Genomic DNA, 19,873 nt, shown 5'->3' with positions numbered 1-19,873 from the left:
AAGAATCCGGCTTTATGCCACAGAGCTGGTGTACCCCTGTTTACCGGAGCTATTCTCGTGGCTTTTTCAGTATCTTCTTTGGCACCAGCATTTCTTTTTCTCCCGGGAAGCCATTGTTGTTAAAGTAGCGACGCTTCTCGCTGACCACAGCAATACCCCGCTTCTTCAGCACTTCCCGGGCGTCCTCCGAATGCAGTGTTTCCTGAATCAAGGTGCCCGGATTCATCCGAATACCTTCGTTCTTCAACCGCTGCACCTCTTGCTCTATTGCCTGTTGTGTGGCCGGGCTTAGCAGCGACGGGTCATGTTCGTACTGCATCTTTTCCAGCAGTGTCATTCCGGCCGGAATCGTCACCTGCCCCAGATCATACCCGCTGTTATGAATACCATAAGTGATCCCTTTGTTCTGATCGGCCCTGCAGGCTTTGTGGCTGGGGTCTGAACAGGTAATAATTCCGGCCTCCTGAGCGATTTTGCGGCGAACATTGTCATCAATAAACTGGTTCATTCTCTGCACTGGCTCAGTAGTCCATTCAAAGTTTTCAGAGATCTTTAAGCCATTGTCGATCAGACCGTAGACTTGGGCGTAGTTTTTTCTGCGCCGATCCAGGAGTTGCCAGGTTATTCGCGCCAGATCAGCCGCACCGTGCATGGCCGCTTCCAGATGACGTTGGAATTCACTCTTGTTGTCAGGCTCGGAGCTAAACTCTTTGGTCAGCTGCCAGGGTAAGTCAAGACGGTTTGCGTCAAAACCCAGAGGTCGAGTCATCGTTAATCCGGGAAAATTAGCCCCAACTCCGCAACCACGGATAACATCCATTCGGTCCGCAAAGCGTAATATGCGCAGATACCAGCGCACTCGCTCACAAAGGCTCTGCTCCTCTTGACCCTTGACATCGTTTTCCTTGCTGACTATCGCCTTTGCCATATCAGCCAGCAGCTTTTCAGGATAGTGCCCGGCCAGATCCCGTTTGAAATATTCAGCTGAACTCGTTTCTTCTACTGATTTGTCGACATCTTCGGCAGCCGCGTCATGGTAGATGATCGCCAGAGAAAGGAGTTCTTTTTCTTGCGGGTGCAAGGAGCGTTGCTGAAATTTCTCCAGCAACTCCATATACCAGAGCCCATTATTCCTGGCCCGCAGAACATGACTGCAACTGTGCAGTGGTTTCCACACGGCTGGCATGGTCTGTCTGACAAGGCTCTCTATCACCCGCTCTGGTCCCGGACGGCGGTAATAATGCTGCAATACTTTCAGGATGGTTTTTTCATTATCGCCGACATTGTCAGGCAGGACCGGCGGTTTACTGAACGCTTCCACCACAAACTGCAATGCCGCCGGTACTTCGGTTGTCAATGGTGTTGCCGATGCGCCGGTATCGTTCAGGCCGAGAGATTGTTTCAGGTCCTTAACTTCCCGCTGAGCCTGCCGGACATGCTCTGGCCAATTCTGGTAGAAAGGATATTTTTCCCGTTGATCCCGAAGGTTTTCAAGCCATTTGATATAACCATTCAGAGATAAATCTTCAATAATCTTCTTACCATTACCATATCTGCTCGCATGATAGACTTTAACGCGATTCAGAACGTCATTGTCCAGAGAAGCTCCGTAATGGAACAGGGCCAGTAAGAGGGACTCGAGGGCGTTGAGAGTTGGAGGATTAAAGTCAACCACATGGTGTATTATTAATTGTTCCAAAAAGCTTTGCCGCTGCTGTTGGGTGGTTTCCCGGCAGATTCGGTCAAATTCAATGACGTTTCCCGGGCAACCGGTTAAAGGTAGTCTCCGGAGATGATTCAGGGTCAGAAAATCAAATGGAGCAAAGGCAGGCAAAACATAGTTCATAATGCTCAGTGGTATTAATGAGTTTAAGCTTTCATCCATATTGAAAATGGGTGGAAAATTCTTCTCCAGTCTTGCACCGCTTTGCAGAAGCAGCTGACATAAGCGGCAGGCTTCGTCCGCCTGTTTCTGGATTTGCTCGTGCTTTGGCCGGTCGTTTCTGATCAATTCGGAAACCAGTAACATTCCAAGTAAAGATTCAACACGTCCTTCATGAGGAAAAAACTGGTGAATTGGCAAGCCACTTTGTTCCAATTCCAGAAGCCTCTCACAACTGTAATGACGGGGATCACTTACCAGCTCGATGGCTTCTTGCAGTAGCTGCATGGTATCTGGATCAGCTGAGAGAGTTGATTCCGAACTCAGTGCTTTTGCCCGCAAAGGCATTGGCAGCAAATTCAGCATGGCTCTCAAATGCTCTGGGGCTAAGCCCTGTGAGAAGGCAAAATCATTCAGAGAATTCTCATTGCTGGCCAGGTGCGGACTTTCCAGCTCATCATCAAAATAGACCTCTACAGAACCTGTGCGGTGGCAGTAAACCACCAGAGGCAAGGGGCCAAGCTCCAGTAAAATTTCACACTGATTCTTACGTCTAAGGATATCGGAAATATTTATTTGTGCGTCCTTGTATACGCAAAAGCATTTGACGTCTCCCATGCGGTAGTTGGTGAGTATCAGTTCAGGGTAATGAAAAAGGTGGGATTTATTGCCGGATTTCAACTTTGGTAAACTGAATGTTCCGTCTTTTTGCAGATGTCCCGAGGTGAAACGAGGATAAACTCCCCAGAAAACTTTATTGCTGCGCTCAAGAAGTGCGTCGTGCAGTGATTGCAGATCAGGCAGGTGTTTTTCAATCCGTTTATTCTCATCAGCGCCCTGCGCCAGATGATTGGTGTCGGCATCACGTTTGTAGACATGCAGGCATTGGGGGTTAACAATGCCTACCATCCATTTACCTAAACCATCTGTTACGGGCCCGGTGGGCATCATCTTCCCCGGCAGAGCGAGAGTGAAGGGTCTTGGTGCTCCCTTACCCGAAAAGTAATCTTTTTCTTTGGTGTATTGAATTCGCCGAAACGCCAGGCGTCCACTGGCAGCAGCTTCCTTCAGCTTCTGTCGCTCAGGCTCTCTGGAATCATGGGATCGCAGCCTGCTGGTTGATTCGCAGACTGTCCATTGGCCAGAGGCCGTTAGCGACTCGGTGTCAAACTTTGTTGGAGGGCACAGGCTTTGAGAGGTTCCCGTTCCATGGGCAATATTCATGGCAATACTCCTTTAAGACTTATTACTTAACTATTTTCCTGAAGGTAAACTTTAGAGTCCTTAGAGTAACTGGCTGGCGAAAAGTTCCGCCAGGTTACTGCTGTCTGAAGTTGCATTTCATAGCCAGATCAAAGGATTTTGCAGGCCCACTCTGCTGACGCGCTCTGAGCATCAGGCTTCGCTATCTTCTTTGGCACCAGCATTTTCCGTTCTCTCGGGAGGTCATCGTTGGTGAAGTAGCGACGCCTCTCCCTGACCACGGCAATACCCTGCTGTTTCAGCACTTTTCGGGCTTCCTCCGAAGCCAGTGTTTCCTGCTTCAAGGTGCCCGTATTCATCCGTATACCTTTGCTCTTCAGACGCTGCACCTCTTGCTTCAGTGCCTGTTGTGTTGCCGGGCTCAGCAGCGATGGGTCGTATTCGTACTGCATCTTTTCCAGCAGTGTCATTCCGGTCGGAATCGCCACCTGCGCCAGATCGTACCAGCTGTTATGAATACCATAAGTGATCCCTTTGTTCTGATTGGCCTTGCAGGTTTTGTGACTGGGGTCTGAACAGACAATAATTCCGGCCTCCTGAGCCATTTTGCGGCGCACATTGTCGTCAATAAACTGGTTCATTCTCCGCACCGGCTCAGTTGTCCATTCAAAGTTTTCAGAGATCTTTGCGCCATTGTCGCGGAGACCGTAGATCAGGGCGTAGTTTTTTTTGCGCTGATCCTGAAGTTGCCCGGTTATCCGCGCCAGATCAGCTGCACCGTGCATGGCGGCTTCCAGATGACGTTGGAATTCAGTCTGGTTGCCAGAGCCTGAGTGAAAATCCCTGGGTAACTGCGTCGGCAGGTCAAGACGTGTAGCATCAAAACCCCAGGGTTGAGTCTCCATTATCCTGGGAAAATCAGCCCCAACCCCGCAACAACGGATAATATCCATTCGATCCGCAAAGCGTAATATGCGCAGATACCAGCGCACAGACTCAGACAGGTTCGGCTCATCGCTACCATCGACATCTTTTTCCTTGTTGATCATTGCCAGTGCCATATCTTCCAGCAGCTGTTCGGGGTAGTGCCCGGCCAGGTCCCTTTTGAAATAATCAGCCGATCTTGTTTCTTCCTCCGATTTGTCGACATCTTCGGCTGCAGCGTCATGGTAGATAATCGCCAGAGACAGGAGTTCTTTTTCTTTTTTGCTCAGGGAACACTGCTGAAATTTCTCCAGCAATTCCATATACCAGTGCCCGTTATTCCTGGCCCGCAGGACATGACTGCAGCTGTGCTGGAGTTTCCATTGTGTTGGCATGGTCTGTCTGCCAAGGCTCCTGATCACCCGTTCCGGCCCCGGACGGCGGTAATAATGCTGCAATACCTTCAGGATGGTTTTTTCATTATCGCCGGCATTATCAGGCAGGACCGGGGGTTTGCTGAAGGCGTCCACCAGAAACTGCAACGCCGTTGGTGTTGCAGCTGCCAGGGGTGTCGCCAATGTGGCAGAATCGTCCAGACCGAGAGATTGTTTCAGATCTGTTATTTCCTGCTGAGCCTGACGGACATGTTCTGGCCAATTCTGGTAGAAAGGATGCGTTTTTCGTTGCTTGTAAAGTTCTTCAAGCCAGTGGATATAATCATCTACGGAGAGATCATCAATGACCTTTTTGCCATTCGGGCAATAAAACCTCTTCAGGCTGAATTCAAGACTATCCAGAACGTCTTTTTCCAGGGAAACCTGGTAATGAAAAAGAGCCAATAAGTTGGACTGAATATGTTCGAGGGTTGGATTCGGCAGACTGATCACATAATGTAATATCCCTTTCAGACCTTCCTGGTGTTGCGCTGGACTGTTGCTCCGGCAGATACGGTCAAATTCAATGACGCTTCCCGGGCAGCCGGTCAAAGGTAGTTGTCTGAGATGTTGCAGGTTCAGGAACTCAAATGGAGCAAAGGCAGCCACTAAACAATTGAACAGACCCACTGGCAATACATATTCCAAATACCGTTCCATACCGTCGATGCGGCTCAGGCCCCATTGAGTCAGCCTTGCCCCGCTTTGCAAAAGCAGCTGAAATAATCGGTAAGCTTCTTCCCCCTGCTGAACCCGAATTGGCTGTCCCTTAAGCAAATCCTCTCTCGTTCTTCCGAAATCCAGGGCCCCATTGTGTCTGAATATTTCGGTATCCAGGAGAATATCAAGCAAAGATTTAACAGCCACGTCATGAAAAAAACGCTGGTCAATGGGCAATCCACCCTGTTTCAATTCCAGAAGCCTTTCATAGCTGTAACAACAGGGATCACTCACCAGCTCTATAGCCTGTTGCAATTTGTGCATAACCTCGGGTGGGACGGTTAATTTTGAACTCAGCGCCCGGGCCCGCTGAGGCATTGGCAACATATTTAACAGGGCTCTGAAATTGTCCAGGTCTATGCTCTGTGAGAACGCAAACTCATCCAGAGAACGCTCATTATCGGCCAGGTGCATGCTGTCCAGCTCATCATCAAAACAGACCTGCACAGAGCCTGTGCGATGGCAATAAACAACCAAAGGTAAGGATTCACGATTCAATACCTCTTCACAACGGTGCTTATATTGCAGGATATCGGAAATATTGGTCTCTTTATCCTTGTATACACAGAAACACAGGATGTCTTTCTTGCTGTAGTTAATGAGCACCAGTTCCGGGAAATCATATATGGGATTATATTCGCCGTCTTTCAATTTAGGTAAACTGAACGTCCCATCTTCTCGAAGGTGTCCAGAGGTGAAACAAGCAGGATAGAGTCTCCAGTTGACTCGATTGGCATTCTCGCGACGTTTGTCGTGCAATGACTGCAGATCTGATAGTAGTTTTTTTGGCAGTGTATCGGGAGTCATGTCTGGCTCCTCCAGCAAACGCTCAGTCCGTGGATCACGTTTGTAGACGAACAGGCATTGCGGATCGATGATACCTACTATGTACCTGCCTAACGCTTCTGGCACTGGCTCGACGGGTATCATCTCCCCCGGCAGAGCCAGAGTGAAAGGTCTTGGTGAACGTTTGTTAGTGAAGTAATCTTCTTCTACATGCACTTCAATTCGCCGAAACGCCAGACGCCCACTCTCAGCGATCCGAAGTAGCTCTTGTCGCTCAGACTCCCTGGGGTGAGGAGGCAGCGGCTTGCTGGTCGATTCGCAGACTGTCCGATGGCCAAAAGTCGTTACCGGCTGGGTGTCAAATTGTGTTTGAGGGCACAGGCTCTGAGGCGTTTCCGTTCCGAGGTCAACATTCATGGCAATACTCTCGTGGACTCATTGCTTACCCATTTTCCTATGGGTAAACCTTAGGGGCTTTGGAGTAACTATCTGGCAAAAAGTTCAATCAGGGTTCCAAAAAAGTCCGCAGCTGCATTTTCATAGCCAGATCAAAGGATTTTACAGGCCCACTCTGCCGACGCGCTCTGGGCATCAGGCTTCGCTATCTTCCTTGGCACCAGCATTTCCCGTTCTCTCGGGATGCCTTCGTTAGTAAAGTAGTGACGCTTCTCGCCGACCACGGCGATACCCCGTTGTTCCAGCACCTTTTGGGCTTGCTCCGAAGTCAGCGTTTTTTGCGTCAAGGTGCCGAGATTCATCCGAATACCTTCGCTCTTAAGCCGCAGCACCTCGTCCTCTATTGCCTGAAGTGTTGCCGGGCTCAGCAGCGACGGATCATGTTCGTACTGCATCTTTTCCAGCAGCGTCATTCCGGCCGGAATCGTCACCTGCCCCAGATCATACCCGCTGTTATGAATACCATAAGTGATCCCTTTGTTCTGATCGGCCCTGCAGGCTTTGTGGCTCCGGTCTGAACAGACAATAATTCCGGCCTCCTGAGCTATTTTGCGCCGGACATTGTCGTCAATTAACTGGTCCATTCTTCGCACTGGCTCAATTGTCCATTCAAAGTTTTCAGAGATCTTTGCGCCATTGTCTTTGAGACCGTAGGCTTGGGTGTAGTTTTTTTTGCGCTGATCCAGAAGTGACCCGGTTACCCGTGCCAGATCAGCCGCACCATGCATGGCGGCTTCCAGATGTCGTTGGAATTTACTCTTGTTGCAAGACCAGGAGCTAAACTCACCGGTCAGCTGCGATGGTAAGTCAAGACGTGTAGCGTCAAAACCCAGAGTTCGAGTCACTGTTAATCCCGGAAAATCAGCCCCGACCCCGCAACCACGGATAACATCCATGCGATCTGCAAAGCGTAATATGCGCAGATACCAGCGCACAGAGTCAGGCAGGTTCTGCTCCTCTTTACCCTTAACATCGTTTTCTTTGCTGACTATCGCTATTGCCATATCAGCCAGCAGCTTTTCAGGGTAGTGTCCGGCCAGGTCCCGTTTGAAATATTCAGCTGAACTTGTTTCTTCAACTGATTTGTCGACATCTTCGGCAGCCGCATCAAGGTAGATAATTGCCAGCGACAGAAGTTCTTTTTCTTGTTCTTTCAGAGAACACTGCTGAAATTTCTCCAGCAATTCCATATACCAGTGCCCATTATTCCTGGCCCGCAGGACATGACTGCAGCTGTGCAGGGGTTTCCACACGGTTGGTATGGTTTGCATGCCAAGTCTCTGGATCACCCGTTCCGGTCCCGGACGGCGGTAATAATGTTGCAATACCTTCAGAATGGTTTTTTCATTATCGCCGACATTATCGGGCAGGACTGGCGCTGTGCTGAAGGCGTCCACCACAAACTTTAATGCCGCTGGTGTTTCGGTTGCCAATGGTGTTGCCAGATTGTGAGAATCGTCCAGACCAAGAGATTGTCTCAGATCTTTGATGTCCTGCTGAGCCTGCCGGACATGCTTTGGCCAATTCTGGTAGAAAGGATATGTTTCCCGTTGCTCCCATAGTTTTTTGACCCATTTGACATAATCAGCCACGGAAAAATCATCAATGATATTTTCATCTTCTTGGCGATACATATCCAGATGGGATTCAAGACTATCCAGAACGTTTTTGTCCACGGCAACCTGGTAATGAAACAGGGCCAATAAGCTGAGCTGAATATGTTTGAGGGTTCTATTCTTCAGAGTTACCACATAATTTAATACCCTTGTCAGGCATTCCTGCCGTTGCAGTTTATTCTGACCACGGCAGATACGGTCAAATTCAACGACGCTACCCGGGCAGCCGGTCAAAGGGTACCATTTGAGATGTTCCAGAGTCAGGAACTCAAATGGAGCAGAGGCAGCTACCAAACAATTGAATATCCCAGCCGGGATTGCCGGTCCAAAGATACCCGCCATGCGCTCAATGAGATATACATACCCATCCAGCCTCGCACCGCTGCGCAGAAGCAACTGACATAAGCGCCGGGCTTCGTCCTCCTGTTTCCGGGTCTGATCGTGTTCTGGCCGCTCGTTTCTGCGTATTTCGGAGTCCAGCAGCATGCCAAGTAAAGATCGAACTCTTCCTTTATGAAAAAAACGCTGGTGAATTGGCAGGCCACTTTGTTTTAACTCCAGAAGCTCTTCATAACTGTAAAGAAAGGGATCACTGACCAGCTCGATGGCCTGTTGCTGTTTGTGTATGACATCCGGATCAACTGAGACGGTTGATTCCGAACTCAGTGCCTTTGCCCGCAAAGACATGGGCAGCAGATTCAGGATGTCTCTGAAATGATCTGGAGCCAGGCCCTGTGAAAACGCAAAATCATCCAGAGAACGCTCATTCCTGGTCAGATACAGACTGTCCAGCTCATCAGCAAAATAGACCTGTACAGAACCTGTGCGATGGCAATAAACAACCAGAGGCAAGGGGTCAATCTGCAATAAAAATTCACAGAGATACTTATCCCGCAGGATGTCGGAAATATTTGTTTTTGAATCGTTGTAAACGCAAAAGCATTGGATGTCTTTCTTGCGGTAATTAGTCAGCACCAGTTCAGGGTAACATTCCAGGTGGGAATAATTGCCAGTTTTCAATTTTGGTAAACTGAAGGTTCCGTCCGCTTGCAGATGTCCCGAGGTGAAACGCGGATAAACTCCCCAGGTAACCTTATTGGCATGCTCAATGAGTCCGTCGAACAATGATTGCCGATCAGAGAGTAGTTTTACATCCAGTTTATCCGCATCTGCGCCCAACTCCAGATACCGGGTGGTGGCATCACGCTTGTAAACGAACAGGCATTGGGGGTTAGTAATGCCCACCATCCATTCACCGCAATCATCTGGCAGGGGCATAGAGGGCATCATCTCTCCCGGCAGGGCGAGTGTGAAGGCTCTTGGTGCTCTCTTACCCGAGAAGTAATCGTTTTCTTCAGTCAATCTGATGCGCCGAAACGCCAGGCGTCCACTCTCAGCTGCCCGAAGTAGCTGTTGTCGTTCGGACTCCCTGGGATGAGGGGGTAGCAGCTTGCTGGTCGATTCACAGACTGTCCATTGGCCAGAAGCCGTTAACGATTGGGTGTCAAAATTTGTTGTAGGGCACAGGCTCTGAGAGGTTCCCGTTCCATGGGTAATATTCATGGCAATACTCCTGTAAGACCTATTACTTAACCATTTCCTGAAGGTAAACCTAAGAGTCTTTGGAGTAACTATCTGGCAAAAAGTTCCATTAGGGTCCCATTGAAGTTCGCAGCTGCATTTTTATAGCGAGATCAAAGGATTTTATCGGCCATCCTCTGCTGGCGAAGTCTGAGCATCAGGCTTCTCCATCTTCTTTGGCACCAGCATTTTTCGTTCCTTCGGGAAGCCATCTGCACCAAAGTAGCGACGCTGCTCGCTGACCACGGCAATACCCCGATCCTCCAGCACTTCCTGGGCCTTCTCCGAATCCAGCGTTTCCCGGGTCAAGGTGCCCGTATTCATCCGAATACCTTCGCTCTTCAGCCGCTGCACCTCTTCCTCTATTGCCTGAAGTGTTGCCGGGCTCAGCAACGACGGGTCATGTTCGAACTGCATCTTTTCCAGCAGCGTCATTGCGGCCGGAACCCTCACCTGCCTCAGATCGTACCAGCTGTTATGAATACCATAAGTGATTCCTTTGTTCTGATCCGCCTTGCAGGTTTGGTGGCTGGGGTCTGAACAGGTAATAATTCCGGCCTGTTTGGCAATTTTGCGGCGAACATTATCATCAATAAACCGCTCCATTCCTTGCACGGGCTCCGCTGTCCGGTCAAATTGCAGGGTGATTTTTTTGCCATCAGGCACCAGTCCGTAGACTTCGGTGTAGGGATTTTTGCGCTGGTCCTCAGGGTCCGTGGTTGTTACCTGCACCAGGTCAGCCGCACCGTGCATGGCGGCTTCCAGATGCCGTTGGAATTCAGTTTTGTGGTCAGGCTCGATGGTAAAATCCCTGGCCCACGGGTCCGGCAGGTCAAGATAGGAAGCGTTGAAAAACAGAGGCTGAGTCGCCAACCCGGGAAATTCAGGCTCAACGATATTGCGAGTAAATTCCATACAAACGGCAAAGCGTAATATACGCAGATACCAGCGCACGGTTTCAGACAGCTTCTGATCCGCTGCACCATCAATATCGTTTTTCATATTGACCATCGCCAGGGCGACCTCATCCAGTAGCTTTTCAGGGAAATGCCCGGCCAGGTCCTGTTTGAAGTAAACTGCTGACCTGGTTTTTACCGCCGATTTGTCGACATCTTCAGCTGCGGCATTCTGATAAATAATGGCCAGTGGCAAGAGACTTTTTTCGACTGGATTAAAAGAGTGAACCTGACATCGCTCCAGCAATTCCATATACCAGAGCCCATTATTCCTGGCTCGCAGGGCATGATTGCAAGAGTGAGTCTTTTTCCACGTCTTTGTAAGGAATTTGTCCAGGCTGGCCATCACCCGCTCCGGTCCCGGGCGACGGTAATAATGCTGTAAAACCTTGAGGATTGTGTCTTCATTATCGCCAACATTATCTGGCAAGACCGGCGGTTTGCTGAATGCATCCACCATAAACTGTAACGCCGGTTTCACCGATGCGAAGCGATCGACCGGCAGATCGAGGGATTGTTTCAGTTCCTTGAGTTGCTGATTGGCCTTTTCGACATGTGCTGGCCAATTCCAGAAGAGGGGGTGAGTATTCCGTTCATGCCAGAGTGTTTTAATCCATTCGATGTAACCAGCCACGGATAAATTACAAATAAGCGTTTCACCGCCATACAGCTTCAGATCGCTTCCAATAGAATCCAAAACGTCTTCGTCCAGGACAGCGCCGAAATGAAACAAGACTATCAGGAAGGGCTCCAGGGTATCCAGGGTTGTTTTCTTCTGATAAAGCCGGAGAAAAGATAATCCCTCTTTCAGGCAGTTCTGCCGTTGCTGATCATTGAACTTCTGGCAGATTCGGTCAAATTCAACAATGCCTCCGGGACAACCGGTCAATGGTATATTCCAAAGGTTTTGCATGGTTAGGAACTTGAATGGACCAAAGGCAGCCACCATATAATTGAACATGTCCGGTGGCATATAAAGTTGATCACAATCTCCCATCTGTTTGAAAAGGTGCCAGCCCCATGCAGTCATTATGGCCCCGCTCTTCAAAAGCAGCCGAAGTAATGGGGCAACTTCATCAACCCGGAATTCCGATGCCCGGTCATGCACATTGTATTTGACTACTACAGAGGTCAGGAAAATATCAAGCAGAGAAGTCATTTTTCCATCATGAAAAAAACAGCGGTGAATGGGCAAGCCTCTCTCTTTTAATGCCAGAAGTTTCTGGGCACTGTGAGGACAGGGATTACTCACCAGCTCGATGGCCTGTTGCCATTTATGTTGATCATCAGGCGGGATGGAAAATCCTGACTTCAGTGCCTCTGCTTGCAAATGCATTGGCAATAAATTCATTACCTTCATGATTTTGGATAAAGATTCGCCGGAAGGATCAAAACAATCCAGAGAACGCTCAATCAGGGCCAGATGTTCAGAGTCAAGTTCATCGTCATAACAGACCTCTGCAGACCCGGTTTCGCAGCAAAAAACAACCAGTGGCAGGGGCGGCAGGCTCAATGCCTGTTCACACTCACGCTTTTTCTGCAGAATATCTGAAATATTTCCAGGGACATCACTCACAACAAAAAAGCATTTGATGTCTGCTTTTCCACCGTTGGTGACCACGAGTTGCGGAGGGGGTACGGAGCCTCCGAAATATGCTGAAGCAGATTTGTGGCTATCGTATTTGAAGGGCTTCAGTTTTGGTAAACTGAACTTTCCGTCCGCCCCCAGATGTCCTGAGGTTAAACGTTTATAAACCTCCCAACCGGCTTGTTCTTGTATCTCTCTATCTTTTTCAGCCAAAGATTGCAGATCAGACAGAAGTTTTACCTTCAGTTTATCCGCCTCTGCGCCTTGTTTCAGCGGCCAGGTACCCGGATTTTGTTTGTAGACATACAGGCAATCCGGGTCGACGATGCCTACCGTCCATCGACCTGTCAGGTTCCCGTGTTGCAACCCCCGCAAGACAAGGTTAAAGGATTTTGGTGTGCCATTGCCGTTAAGGTAACTGGTTACTTCGGCTGGTTTAATTTTCCGAATCGCCAGACGCCCGCTCTCCGCCGCCTGGCGTAGTGCCTGACGCTCAATTTCTCTGGAAGGCCCCGGTAACTGTTTGGTCGGCTCGGTCGCTGTCCATTGGCCAGAGGCTGTTACCGACTGGGTGTTAGGGTTTGGTTGATGACAGAACCAGGAGGGGAGTTGTATGCCTCTGAAAATATTCATGATGATGCTCCAATAATCGTTATTAATTCCCTCTTCCCTGAGGAGGCTGTCGCAAAACTCTGGTTCCCGCCTTCACCCCCGTCATTCCCGATTTCATTCTCGTCATTCCCGCGAAGGCGGGAATCCACACTGACTCTCCACCAGAACCCTACTGCCCGGTGTCCCCCTGGCCTTGTCATCCCCGAGAAGGCAGAGATCCACCGTTGGCGCTGGATTCCCGCCTTCGCGGGAATGACGACTTCAGAGCGTGAGAACGAGCTGTTGAAGTTTTGCGACACCCTCAGAGCGTTGGAACGAGTTCTTAGAGTTTTGCGACAGCCTCTAAGAGCCCATACTCTTATTATTAGAGTGACTGATTGGTAAAAAAGTTCCGTCAGGATCTTATTGCCCGAAGCGGTATTCACTCATAGCGGGGTCAAAGGATTGTCCATGCCAACCTGTCGGCATGCTCTCAATCAGGCTTTACTATCTTCTTTGGCACCAGCATTTTTCGTTCCTTCGGGAAGCCATCTGCACCAAAGTAGTGACGCTGCTCGCTGACCACGGCAATACCCCGATCCTCCAGTACTTCCTGGGCCTTCTCCGAATCCAGCGTTTCCCGGGTCAAGGTGCCCGTATTCATCCGAATACCTTCGCTCTTCAGCCGCTGCACCTCTTCCTCTATTGCCTGAAGTGTTGCCGGGCTCAGCAACGACGGGTCATGTTCGAACTGCATCTTTTCCAGCAGCGTCATTGCGGCCGGAACCCTCACCTGCCTCAGATCGTACCAGCTGTTATGAATACCATAAGTGATTCCTTTGTTCTGATCCGCCTTGCAGGTTTGGTGACTGGGGTCTGAACAGGTAATAATTCCGGCCTGTTTGGCAATTTTGCGGCGAACATTATCATCAATAAACCGCTCCATTCCTTGCACGGGCTCCGCTGTCCGGTCAAATTGCAGGGTGATTTTTTTGCCATCAGGCACCAGTCCGTAGACTTCGGTGTAGGGATTTTTGCGCCTGTCCATGGGGTGTGTGGTTGTTAACTGCACCAGGTCAGCCGCACCGTGCATGGCGGCTTCCAGATGCCGTTGGAATTCAGTCTTGTGGTCTGGCTCGCTGGTAAAATCCCTGGCCCACAGGTGCGGCAGGTCAAGGTCGGAAGTGTTGAAAAACTGAGGCTGAGTCGCCAACCCGGGAAATTCAGGCTCAACGATATGGCGAATAAAGTCCATATGAACGGCAAAGCGTAATATGCGCAGATACCAGCGCACGGTTTCAGACAGCTTCTGATCCGCTGTACCACCGATATCGTTTTCCATATTGACTATCGCCAGAGCGACCTCATCCAGTAGCTTTTCAGGGAAATGCCCCGCCAGGTCCTGTTTGAAGTAAACAGCTGACCTGGTTTTTTCTGCCGATTTGTCGACATCTTCAGCTGCGGCACCCTGATAAATAATGGCCAGTGGCAGGAGACTTTTTTCGACTGGATTAAAAGAGTGAACCTGACATCTTTCCAGCAATTCCATGTACCAGAGCCCATTATTCCTGACCCGCAGAGCATGACTGCAAGGGTGTTCCTCTTTCCACGTTTTTTGAAAGAGTTTGTCCAGATTGGCCAACACCCGCTCCGGTCCAGGGCGACGGTAATAATGCTGTAACACCTTCAGGATGGTGTCTTCATTATCGCCGACATTATCTGGCAAGACCGGCGGTTTGCTGAATGCATCCACCATAAACTGTAACGCCGGTTTCACCGATGCGAAGCGATCGACCGGCAGATCAAGGGATTGTTTCAGTTTCGCGATTTGCTGATTGGCCTCCTCGACATGTGCTGGCCAATTCTGGTAAAGAGTGCAGGTTTCCCGTTTCTTCCAGAGTTCTTCAACCCATTCGATGTAACCAGCCACGGATAAATTATCAATAAGCTTTGCATTGTCATGGTGATAGGTCTTCAGATCGCGTTTAAACGAATCCATAACATCTTTGTCCGGGATAGCCTCGTAACGAAACAAGGCCAGTAGCTGGGACTCCAGGGTATCGAGGGCTAGATTCGGATAAAACCGCTTACGAGATAATATCTCTATCAGGCAGATCTGCCGTTGCTGATCATTGTAGTTCTTGCAAATTCGGTCAAATTCAACGACGCCTCCCGAACAACGGGTCAATGGTATATTCCAGAGGTTTTGTAAGGTAAGGAACTTAAATGGACCAAAGGCAGCCACCATATAATTGAACAGGTAAGGTGGCAAAGATGGTGAAGTACAACCTCCCATCTGTCTGATATGGTCCTGGCCCCATGCAGTCAGTCTGGCCCCGCTCTTCAAAAGCAGCCGCAGTAATGGGTCAACTTCATCAACCCGGAATTCCGTTGCATGGTCATGGGCATTGTATCTTTCTATTTCAGAAAACAGGAACAGATCAAGCAAAGAAGTCATTTTTCCTTCATGAAAAAAACAGCGGTGAATGGGCAAGCCTCTCTCCTTTAATGCCAGAAGTTTCTGGGCACTGTAAGGACAGGGATTACTCACCAGCTCGATGGCCTGTTGCCATTTATGTTGATCTTCCGGCGGGATGGAAAATCCTGACCTCAGTGCCTCTGCTTGCAAATGCATTGGCAATAATTTCATTCTGTCCATGATTTTTTCTATAGATATATTCCCGGAAGGATCAAAACAATCCAGAGAATGCTCAATCAGGGCCAGATGTTCAGAGTCAAGTTCATCGTCATAACAGACCTCTGCAGACCCGGTTTCGCAGCAAAAAACAACCAGTGGCAGGGGCGGCAGGCTCAATGCCCGTTCACACTCACGCTTTTTCTGCAGAATATCCGAAATATTTCCAGGGACATCACTCACAACAAAAAAGCATTTGATGTCTGCTTTTCCATCGTTGGTGACCAGCAGTTGCGGAGGGGGTACGGAGCCACCGCGACATAATGTACTAGGTTTGTGGCTATCGTATTTGCCGGGCTTCAGTTTTGGCAAACTGAACCTTCCGTCCGCCCCCAGATGTCCTGAGGTAAAACGTTTATATACCTCCCAACCGGCTTGTTCTTGTATCTCTTTATCTTTTTCAGCCAATGATTGCAGATCAGACAGAAGTTTTACGTTCAGTTTATCCGCCTCTGCGCCTTGTTTCAGCGGCCAGGTATCTGGATTTTGTTTGTAGACATACAGGCAATCCGGGTCGACGATGCCTACCATCCATCGACCTCTCAGGTCCCCGTGGGGCATCCCCTGCAAGGCAAGGGTATAGGATCTTGGTGTGCCATTGTCATTAAAGTAACTGGCTACTTCGGCGGGTTCAATTTGCCTGATCGCCAGACGCCCACTCTCCGCCGCCAGGCGCAGTGCCTGACGCTCAGGTTCTCTGGAAGGCCCCGGTAGTCGTTTGGCCGGTTCGGTCGCTGTCCATTGGCCAGAGGCTGTTACCGACTGGGTGTTAAGGTTTGGCTGATGACAGAGCCAGGATGGGAGTTTTATGCCTCTGAAAATATTCATGATGATGCTCCAATAATCGTTATTATTTCCCTCTTCCCTGAGGAGGCTGTCGTAAAACTCTGGTTCCCGCCTTCACCCCCGTCATTCCCGATTTCATTCTCGTCATTCCCGGCTTCATTCTCGTCATTCCCGGCTTCATTCTCGTCATTCCCGGCTTCATTCTCGTCATTCCCGCGAAGGCGGGAATCCACACTGACTCTCCACCAGAACCCTACTGCCCGGTGTCCCCCTGGCCTTGTCATCCCCGAGAAGGCAGAGATCCACCGTTGGCGCTGGATTCCCGCCTTCGCGGGAATGACGACTTCAGAGCGCGGGAATGACGACTTCAGAGCGCGAGAACGAGCTGTTGAAGTTTTGCGACACCCTCAGAGCGTTGGAACGAGTTCTTAGAGTTTTGCGACAGCCTCTGAGAGCCCATACTCTTATTATTAGAGTGACTGATTGGTAAAAAAGTTCCGTCAGGATCTTATTGCCCGAAGCGGTATTCACTCATAGTGTGGTCAACGGATTGTCCATGCCAACCTGCCGACATGCTCTCAATCAGGCTTTGCTATCTTCTTTGGCACCAGTATTTCCGGTTCTTGCGTAAAGCCAACGTCGCTACTAAAGTGGGGACGCTTCTCGCTGATCACGGCAATACCCCGATCCTTCAGCACTTTTTGGGCCTCCTCCGAATTCAGTGTTTCCCGGGTCAAGCTGCCGTGATTCATCCGAATACCTTCGCTCTTCAGCCGCTGCACCTCTTCCTCTATTGCCTGAAGTGTTGCCGGGCTCAGCAGCGACGGGTCATGTTCGAACTGCATCTTTTCCAGCAGCGTCATTGCGGCCGGAACCCTCACCTGACTGAGATCGTACCAGCTGTTATGAATACCATAAGTGATCCCTTTGTTCTGATCCGCCTTGCAGGTTTTGTGACTGGGGTCTGAACAGGTAATAATTCCGGCCTGTTTGGCAATTTTGCGGCGAACATTATCATCAATAAACCGGTTCATTCTCTGCACGGGCTCCGCTGTCAGATCAAATTGCATAGTGATTTTTTTGCCATCAGGAACCAGGCCGTAGACTTGGATGTAAGGATTTTCACGCTTGTCTAAAGTCGGCTTCCATGGGTGCTTGGTTTGCACCTGCACCAGGTCAGCCGCACCGTGCATAGCGGCTTCAAGATGCTGTTGGAATTCAGTTTTGAAGTCTTGCTCGCTGGCAGAATCGGTAGCCAAATGCGGTGGCAGGTCAAGGTCTGAAGCATCAGGAATCCGACGTTGAGCCATCGTCAATCCCGGAAAATTAGGGCTAACCCCTTTAGAGCGAATTTTGTCCATAAGAACAGCAAAGCGTAATACGTGTAGATAACAGCTTACGGATTCAGACAGGTTCTGCTCAGCTTTATCACCGGCCTTGTTTTTCATGTTGACTATCGCCAGTGCCATGTCATTCAACAGCGATTCAGGGTAGTGCCCGGTCAGGTCCCGTTTGAAGTAATCAGCTGACTTTGTTTTTTCCGCCGATCTTTCGACATCTTCACAAGCGGCCCCTTGATAAATAATGGCCAGCGGCAGAAGACTTTTTTCTTGTGGAGTAAAAGAATATGCCTGATATTTCTCCAGCAATTCCATATACCAGAGCCCATTATTCCTGGCCCGAAGCGCATGACTGCAGGAGTCATGTTTCCACGTATCCGGGAAGAAGTAGCCCAGGCTGGCAATCACCCGCTCCGGTCCCGGGCGACGGTAATAATGCTGTAACACCTTCAGGATGGTGTCTTCATTATCGCCGACATTATCCGGCAAGACCGGGGGTTTGCTAAAGGCATCTACCAAAAACTGTAACATCGGTTTTAACGATGCGTGGCGATAGTTCGGCAGATCCAGGGATTGTTTCAGTTTCGCAAGTTGCTCACGGGCCTCGGTGACATGTGTTTCCCAATTCCGGTATAGACTGTGGGTGTTGCGTTCCCACCAAAGACCTTGAACCCATTCGATGAAACCAGCCACGGATAAATTATCAATAACCCTCATGTTGTCATCGCAATGCGCCAGATCGCGTTTAACCCTATCCAGAACCTTATCGTCCAGGACAGCCCCGAAATGAAACAGGGCCAGTAAGTGGGACTCCAGGGTATCAAGGGTTGGTTTCTGAAAAAGTCGCTCACGAGATAACCCCTCTCTCAGGCAACTTTGCAATTGCTGATGATCGTATTCCTTGCAGATTCGGTTAAATTCAACGATGCCTCCCCAACAACTGGTCAATGGTATATTCCAAAGGTTTTGCAAGGTAAGGAACCTGAATGGAGCAAAGGCAGCCGCCATACAATCGAATAGGGCCGGTGGCATGAAAAGTTGACCATTTGATCCCATCGTTTTGATAATGGACAAGCCTCGTGCAGTCGGTATTGCCCCGCTCTTCAAAAGCAGCTTAAGTACTTGCAGAGCTTCGTCCTCCTGATCCGGAACGCTCTGTTCCCGGGGCTCGTTATTGAATCTTTTCAGCTCTGAAATCAGAAGCATATCAAGCAAAGAAGTAACCGTTCCTTCATGACAGAAACAGCGGTGAATGGGTAAGCCGCTCTCTTTTAATGCCGAAAGTCTCTGGCAACTGAAAGAACAGGGATCACTCACCAGCTCGATGGCCTGTTGCCATTTATGTTGATCATCCGGCGGGATGGTAAATCCTGACCTCAGTGCTTCTGTTTGCGTACGCATTGGCAACAAATTCATCATGCTCTTGAGAGTGTTAAAGCGTATATTCCAGAAAGACTTGAAAATATCCAGAGAATGCTCAACCAGGGCCAGATGTTCAAAGTCAAGTTCATCATCAAAACAGACCTCTGCAGACCCGGTGTGGTGGTCAAAAACAACCATTGGCAGTGGTTCAATTTTCAGTGCCTGTTCACACTGCTTTTTATCCTGCAGGATATCCGAAATATTTTTAAAGGTATCACTGACAACAAAAAAACATTTGATGTCTGCTTTTCCATAGTGGGTGACTACGATTTCTGAACGCGCGGGGTGATAAAAATAAAGTGAAGTAGGCATAGAGGCATCATATTTGTACTCATTCAGTTTTGGTAAACTGAACATCCCGTCCGGCTCCAGATGTCCTGAGGTAAAAGGAGGATAAATATCCCACCAGGTTCGTTCCCTTGTCTCATCAGATTTTTCAGCCAATGATTGCAGATCAGGCAGTAGTTTTTCGTCCGGTTTATCCGCAGCTGGGCCATATTCCAGCCACTTGCTGGCGGCATTTTTTTTGTAGACGTACAGGCAGTTTGGATCGACGATGCCTACCGTCCATTTCTGCTCAGCTTTCCGGCTCGAGCAGGGCATCCCCTGTTGGGCAAGGGTAAAGGTTCTTGGTGTGCTATTGCTATCCAGGTAACTGGCTTCTTCAGCTAATTCAATTTGCCGAACCGCCAGGCGACCACTCTTTGCAGCCTCCAGCAGTGCTTGTCGCTGATCTTCTCTGGAAGGCGGGGGTAGGCGTTTGGTCGGTTCGGTGGTTGTCCATTGGCCAGACGCCGCTACTGACTGTGTGTGAGGGTTTGGCTGCGGGCGCAGGCAGGAAAAACAATTTATACCACTTAAAGTATTCATGATGTCACTCCAATAATAGTTGT

The 19,873-nt window shown here is 49.5% G+C and carries 8 protein-coding genes; all 8 read right to left on the bottom strand.

Annotation, left to right across the window (positions count from 1 at the left end; translation table 11 throughout):
* Positions 1-49: 49 nt before the first annotated feature.
* The 8 genes from ACOJUN_RS02640 to ACOJUN_RS02605 all read right to left on the bottom strand — a co-directional run bounded on the left by ACOJUN_RS02640 (position 50) and on the right by ACOJUN_RS02605 (position 19,850).
* Positions 50-3,106 carry a hypothetical protein gene (locus ACOJUN_RS02640; protein ID WP_422135122.1) on the bottom strand — a complete coding sequence of 1,019 codons (3,057 nt, stop codon included), beginning with the start codon at positions 3,104-3,106 and terminating at the stop codon, positions 50-52.
* 128 nt (positions 3,107-3,234) lie between these two features.
* Positions 3,235-6,366, bottom strand: a complete 3,132-nt coding sequence (locus ACOJUN_RS02635; protein WP_422135121.1) for a hypothetical protein — start codon at positions 6,364-6,366, stop codon at positions 3,235-3,237.
* A 131-nt stretch (positions 6,367-6,497) separates the two neighbouring features.
* Positions 6,498-9,584, bottom strand: a complete 3,087-nt coding sequence (locus ACOJUN_RS02630) for a hypothetical protein (protein ID WP_422135120.1) — start codon at positions 9,582-9,584, stop codon at positions 6,498-6,500.
* A gap of 141 nt (positions 9,585-9,725) precedes the next feature.
* A complete protein-coding gene (locus tag ACOJUN_RS02625; protein WP_422135119.1) occupies positions 9,726-12,779 on the bottom strand; it encodes a hypothetical protein in 3,054 nt (1,017 codons plus the stop codon).
* Positions 12,776-12,907 (bottom strand): hypothetical protein, encoded by a 132-nt coding sequence (locus ACOJUN_RS02620; protein WP_422135118.1) that lies wholly within the window; start codon positions 12,905-12,907, stop codon positions 12,776-12,778. The genes ACOJUN_RS02625 and ACOJUN_RS02620 overlap by 4 nt, the downstream gene beginning before the upstream one ends.
* 323 nt (positions 12,908-13,230) lie before the next feature.
* Positions 13,231-16,260 (bottom strand): hypothetical protein, encoded by a 3,030-nt coding sequence (locus tag ACOJUN_RS02615; RefSeq protein ID WP_422135117.1) that lies wholly within the window; start codon positions 16,258-16,260, stop codon positions 13,231-13,233.
* Complete coding sequence (locus ACOJUN_RS02610) at positions 16,257-16,451, bottom strand: hypothetical protein (protein ID WP_422135116.1); 195 nt, start codon at positions 16,449-16,451, stop codon at positions 16,257-16,259. Before ACOJUN_RS02610 ends, ACOJUN_RS02615 begins: the two co-directional genes overlap by 4 nt.
* Positions 16,452-16,796: 345 nt before the next feature.
* Positions 16,797-19,850: a hypothetical protein gene (locus ACOJUN_RS02605; protein WP_422135115.1), complete on the bottom strand. Its 3,054-nt coding sequence runs from the start codon at positions 19,848-19,850 to the stop codon at positions 16,797-16,799.
* Between the last annotated feature and the right edge of the window lie 23 nt (positions 19,851-19,873).

Source organism: Endozoicomonas sp. ALD040, from assembly GCF_049275945.1.
Lineage (GTDB): Bacteria > Pseudomonadota > Gammaproteobacteria > Pseudomonadales > Endozoicomonadaceae > Endozoicomonas_A.
The sequence above is the reverse complement of the archived record's forward strand: the minus strand, read 5'-3'. Positions and strand labels throughout refer to the sequence as shown.

What these genes read in the sequence shown, in the direction of transcription:
- ACOJUN_RS02605 (WP_422135115.1), bottom strand. Translation starts at nt 19,850, where the DNA reads ATGAATACTTTAAGTGGTATAAATTGTTTTTCCTGCCTGCGCCCGCAG.
- ACOJUN_RS02625 (WP_422135119.1), bottom strand. Translation starts at nt 12,779, where the DNA reads ATGAATATTTTCAGAGGCATACAACTCCCCTCCTGGTTCTGTCATCAA.
- ACOJUN_RS02635 (WP_422135121.1), bottom strand. Translation starts at nt 6,366, where the DNA reads ATGAATGTTGACCTCGGAACGGAAACGCCTCAGAGCCTGTGCCCTCAA.
- ACOJUN_RS02615 (WP_422135117.1), bottom strand. Translation starts at nt 16,260, where the DNA reads ATGAATATTTTCAGAGGCATAAAACTCCCATCCTGGCTCTGTCATCAG.
- ACOJUN_RS02640 (WP_422135122.1), bottom strand. Translation starts at nt 3,106, where the DNA reads ATGAATATTGCCCATGGAACGGGAACCTCTCAAAGCCTGTGCCCTCCA.
- ACOJUN_RS02630 (WP_422135120.1), bottom strand. Translation starts at nt 9,584, where the DNA reads ATGAATATTACCCATGGAACGGGAACCTCTCAGAGCCTGTGCCCTACA.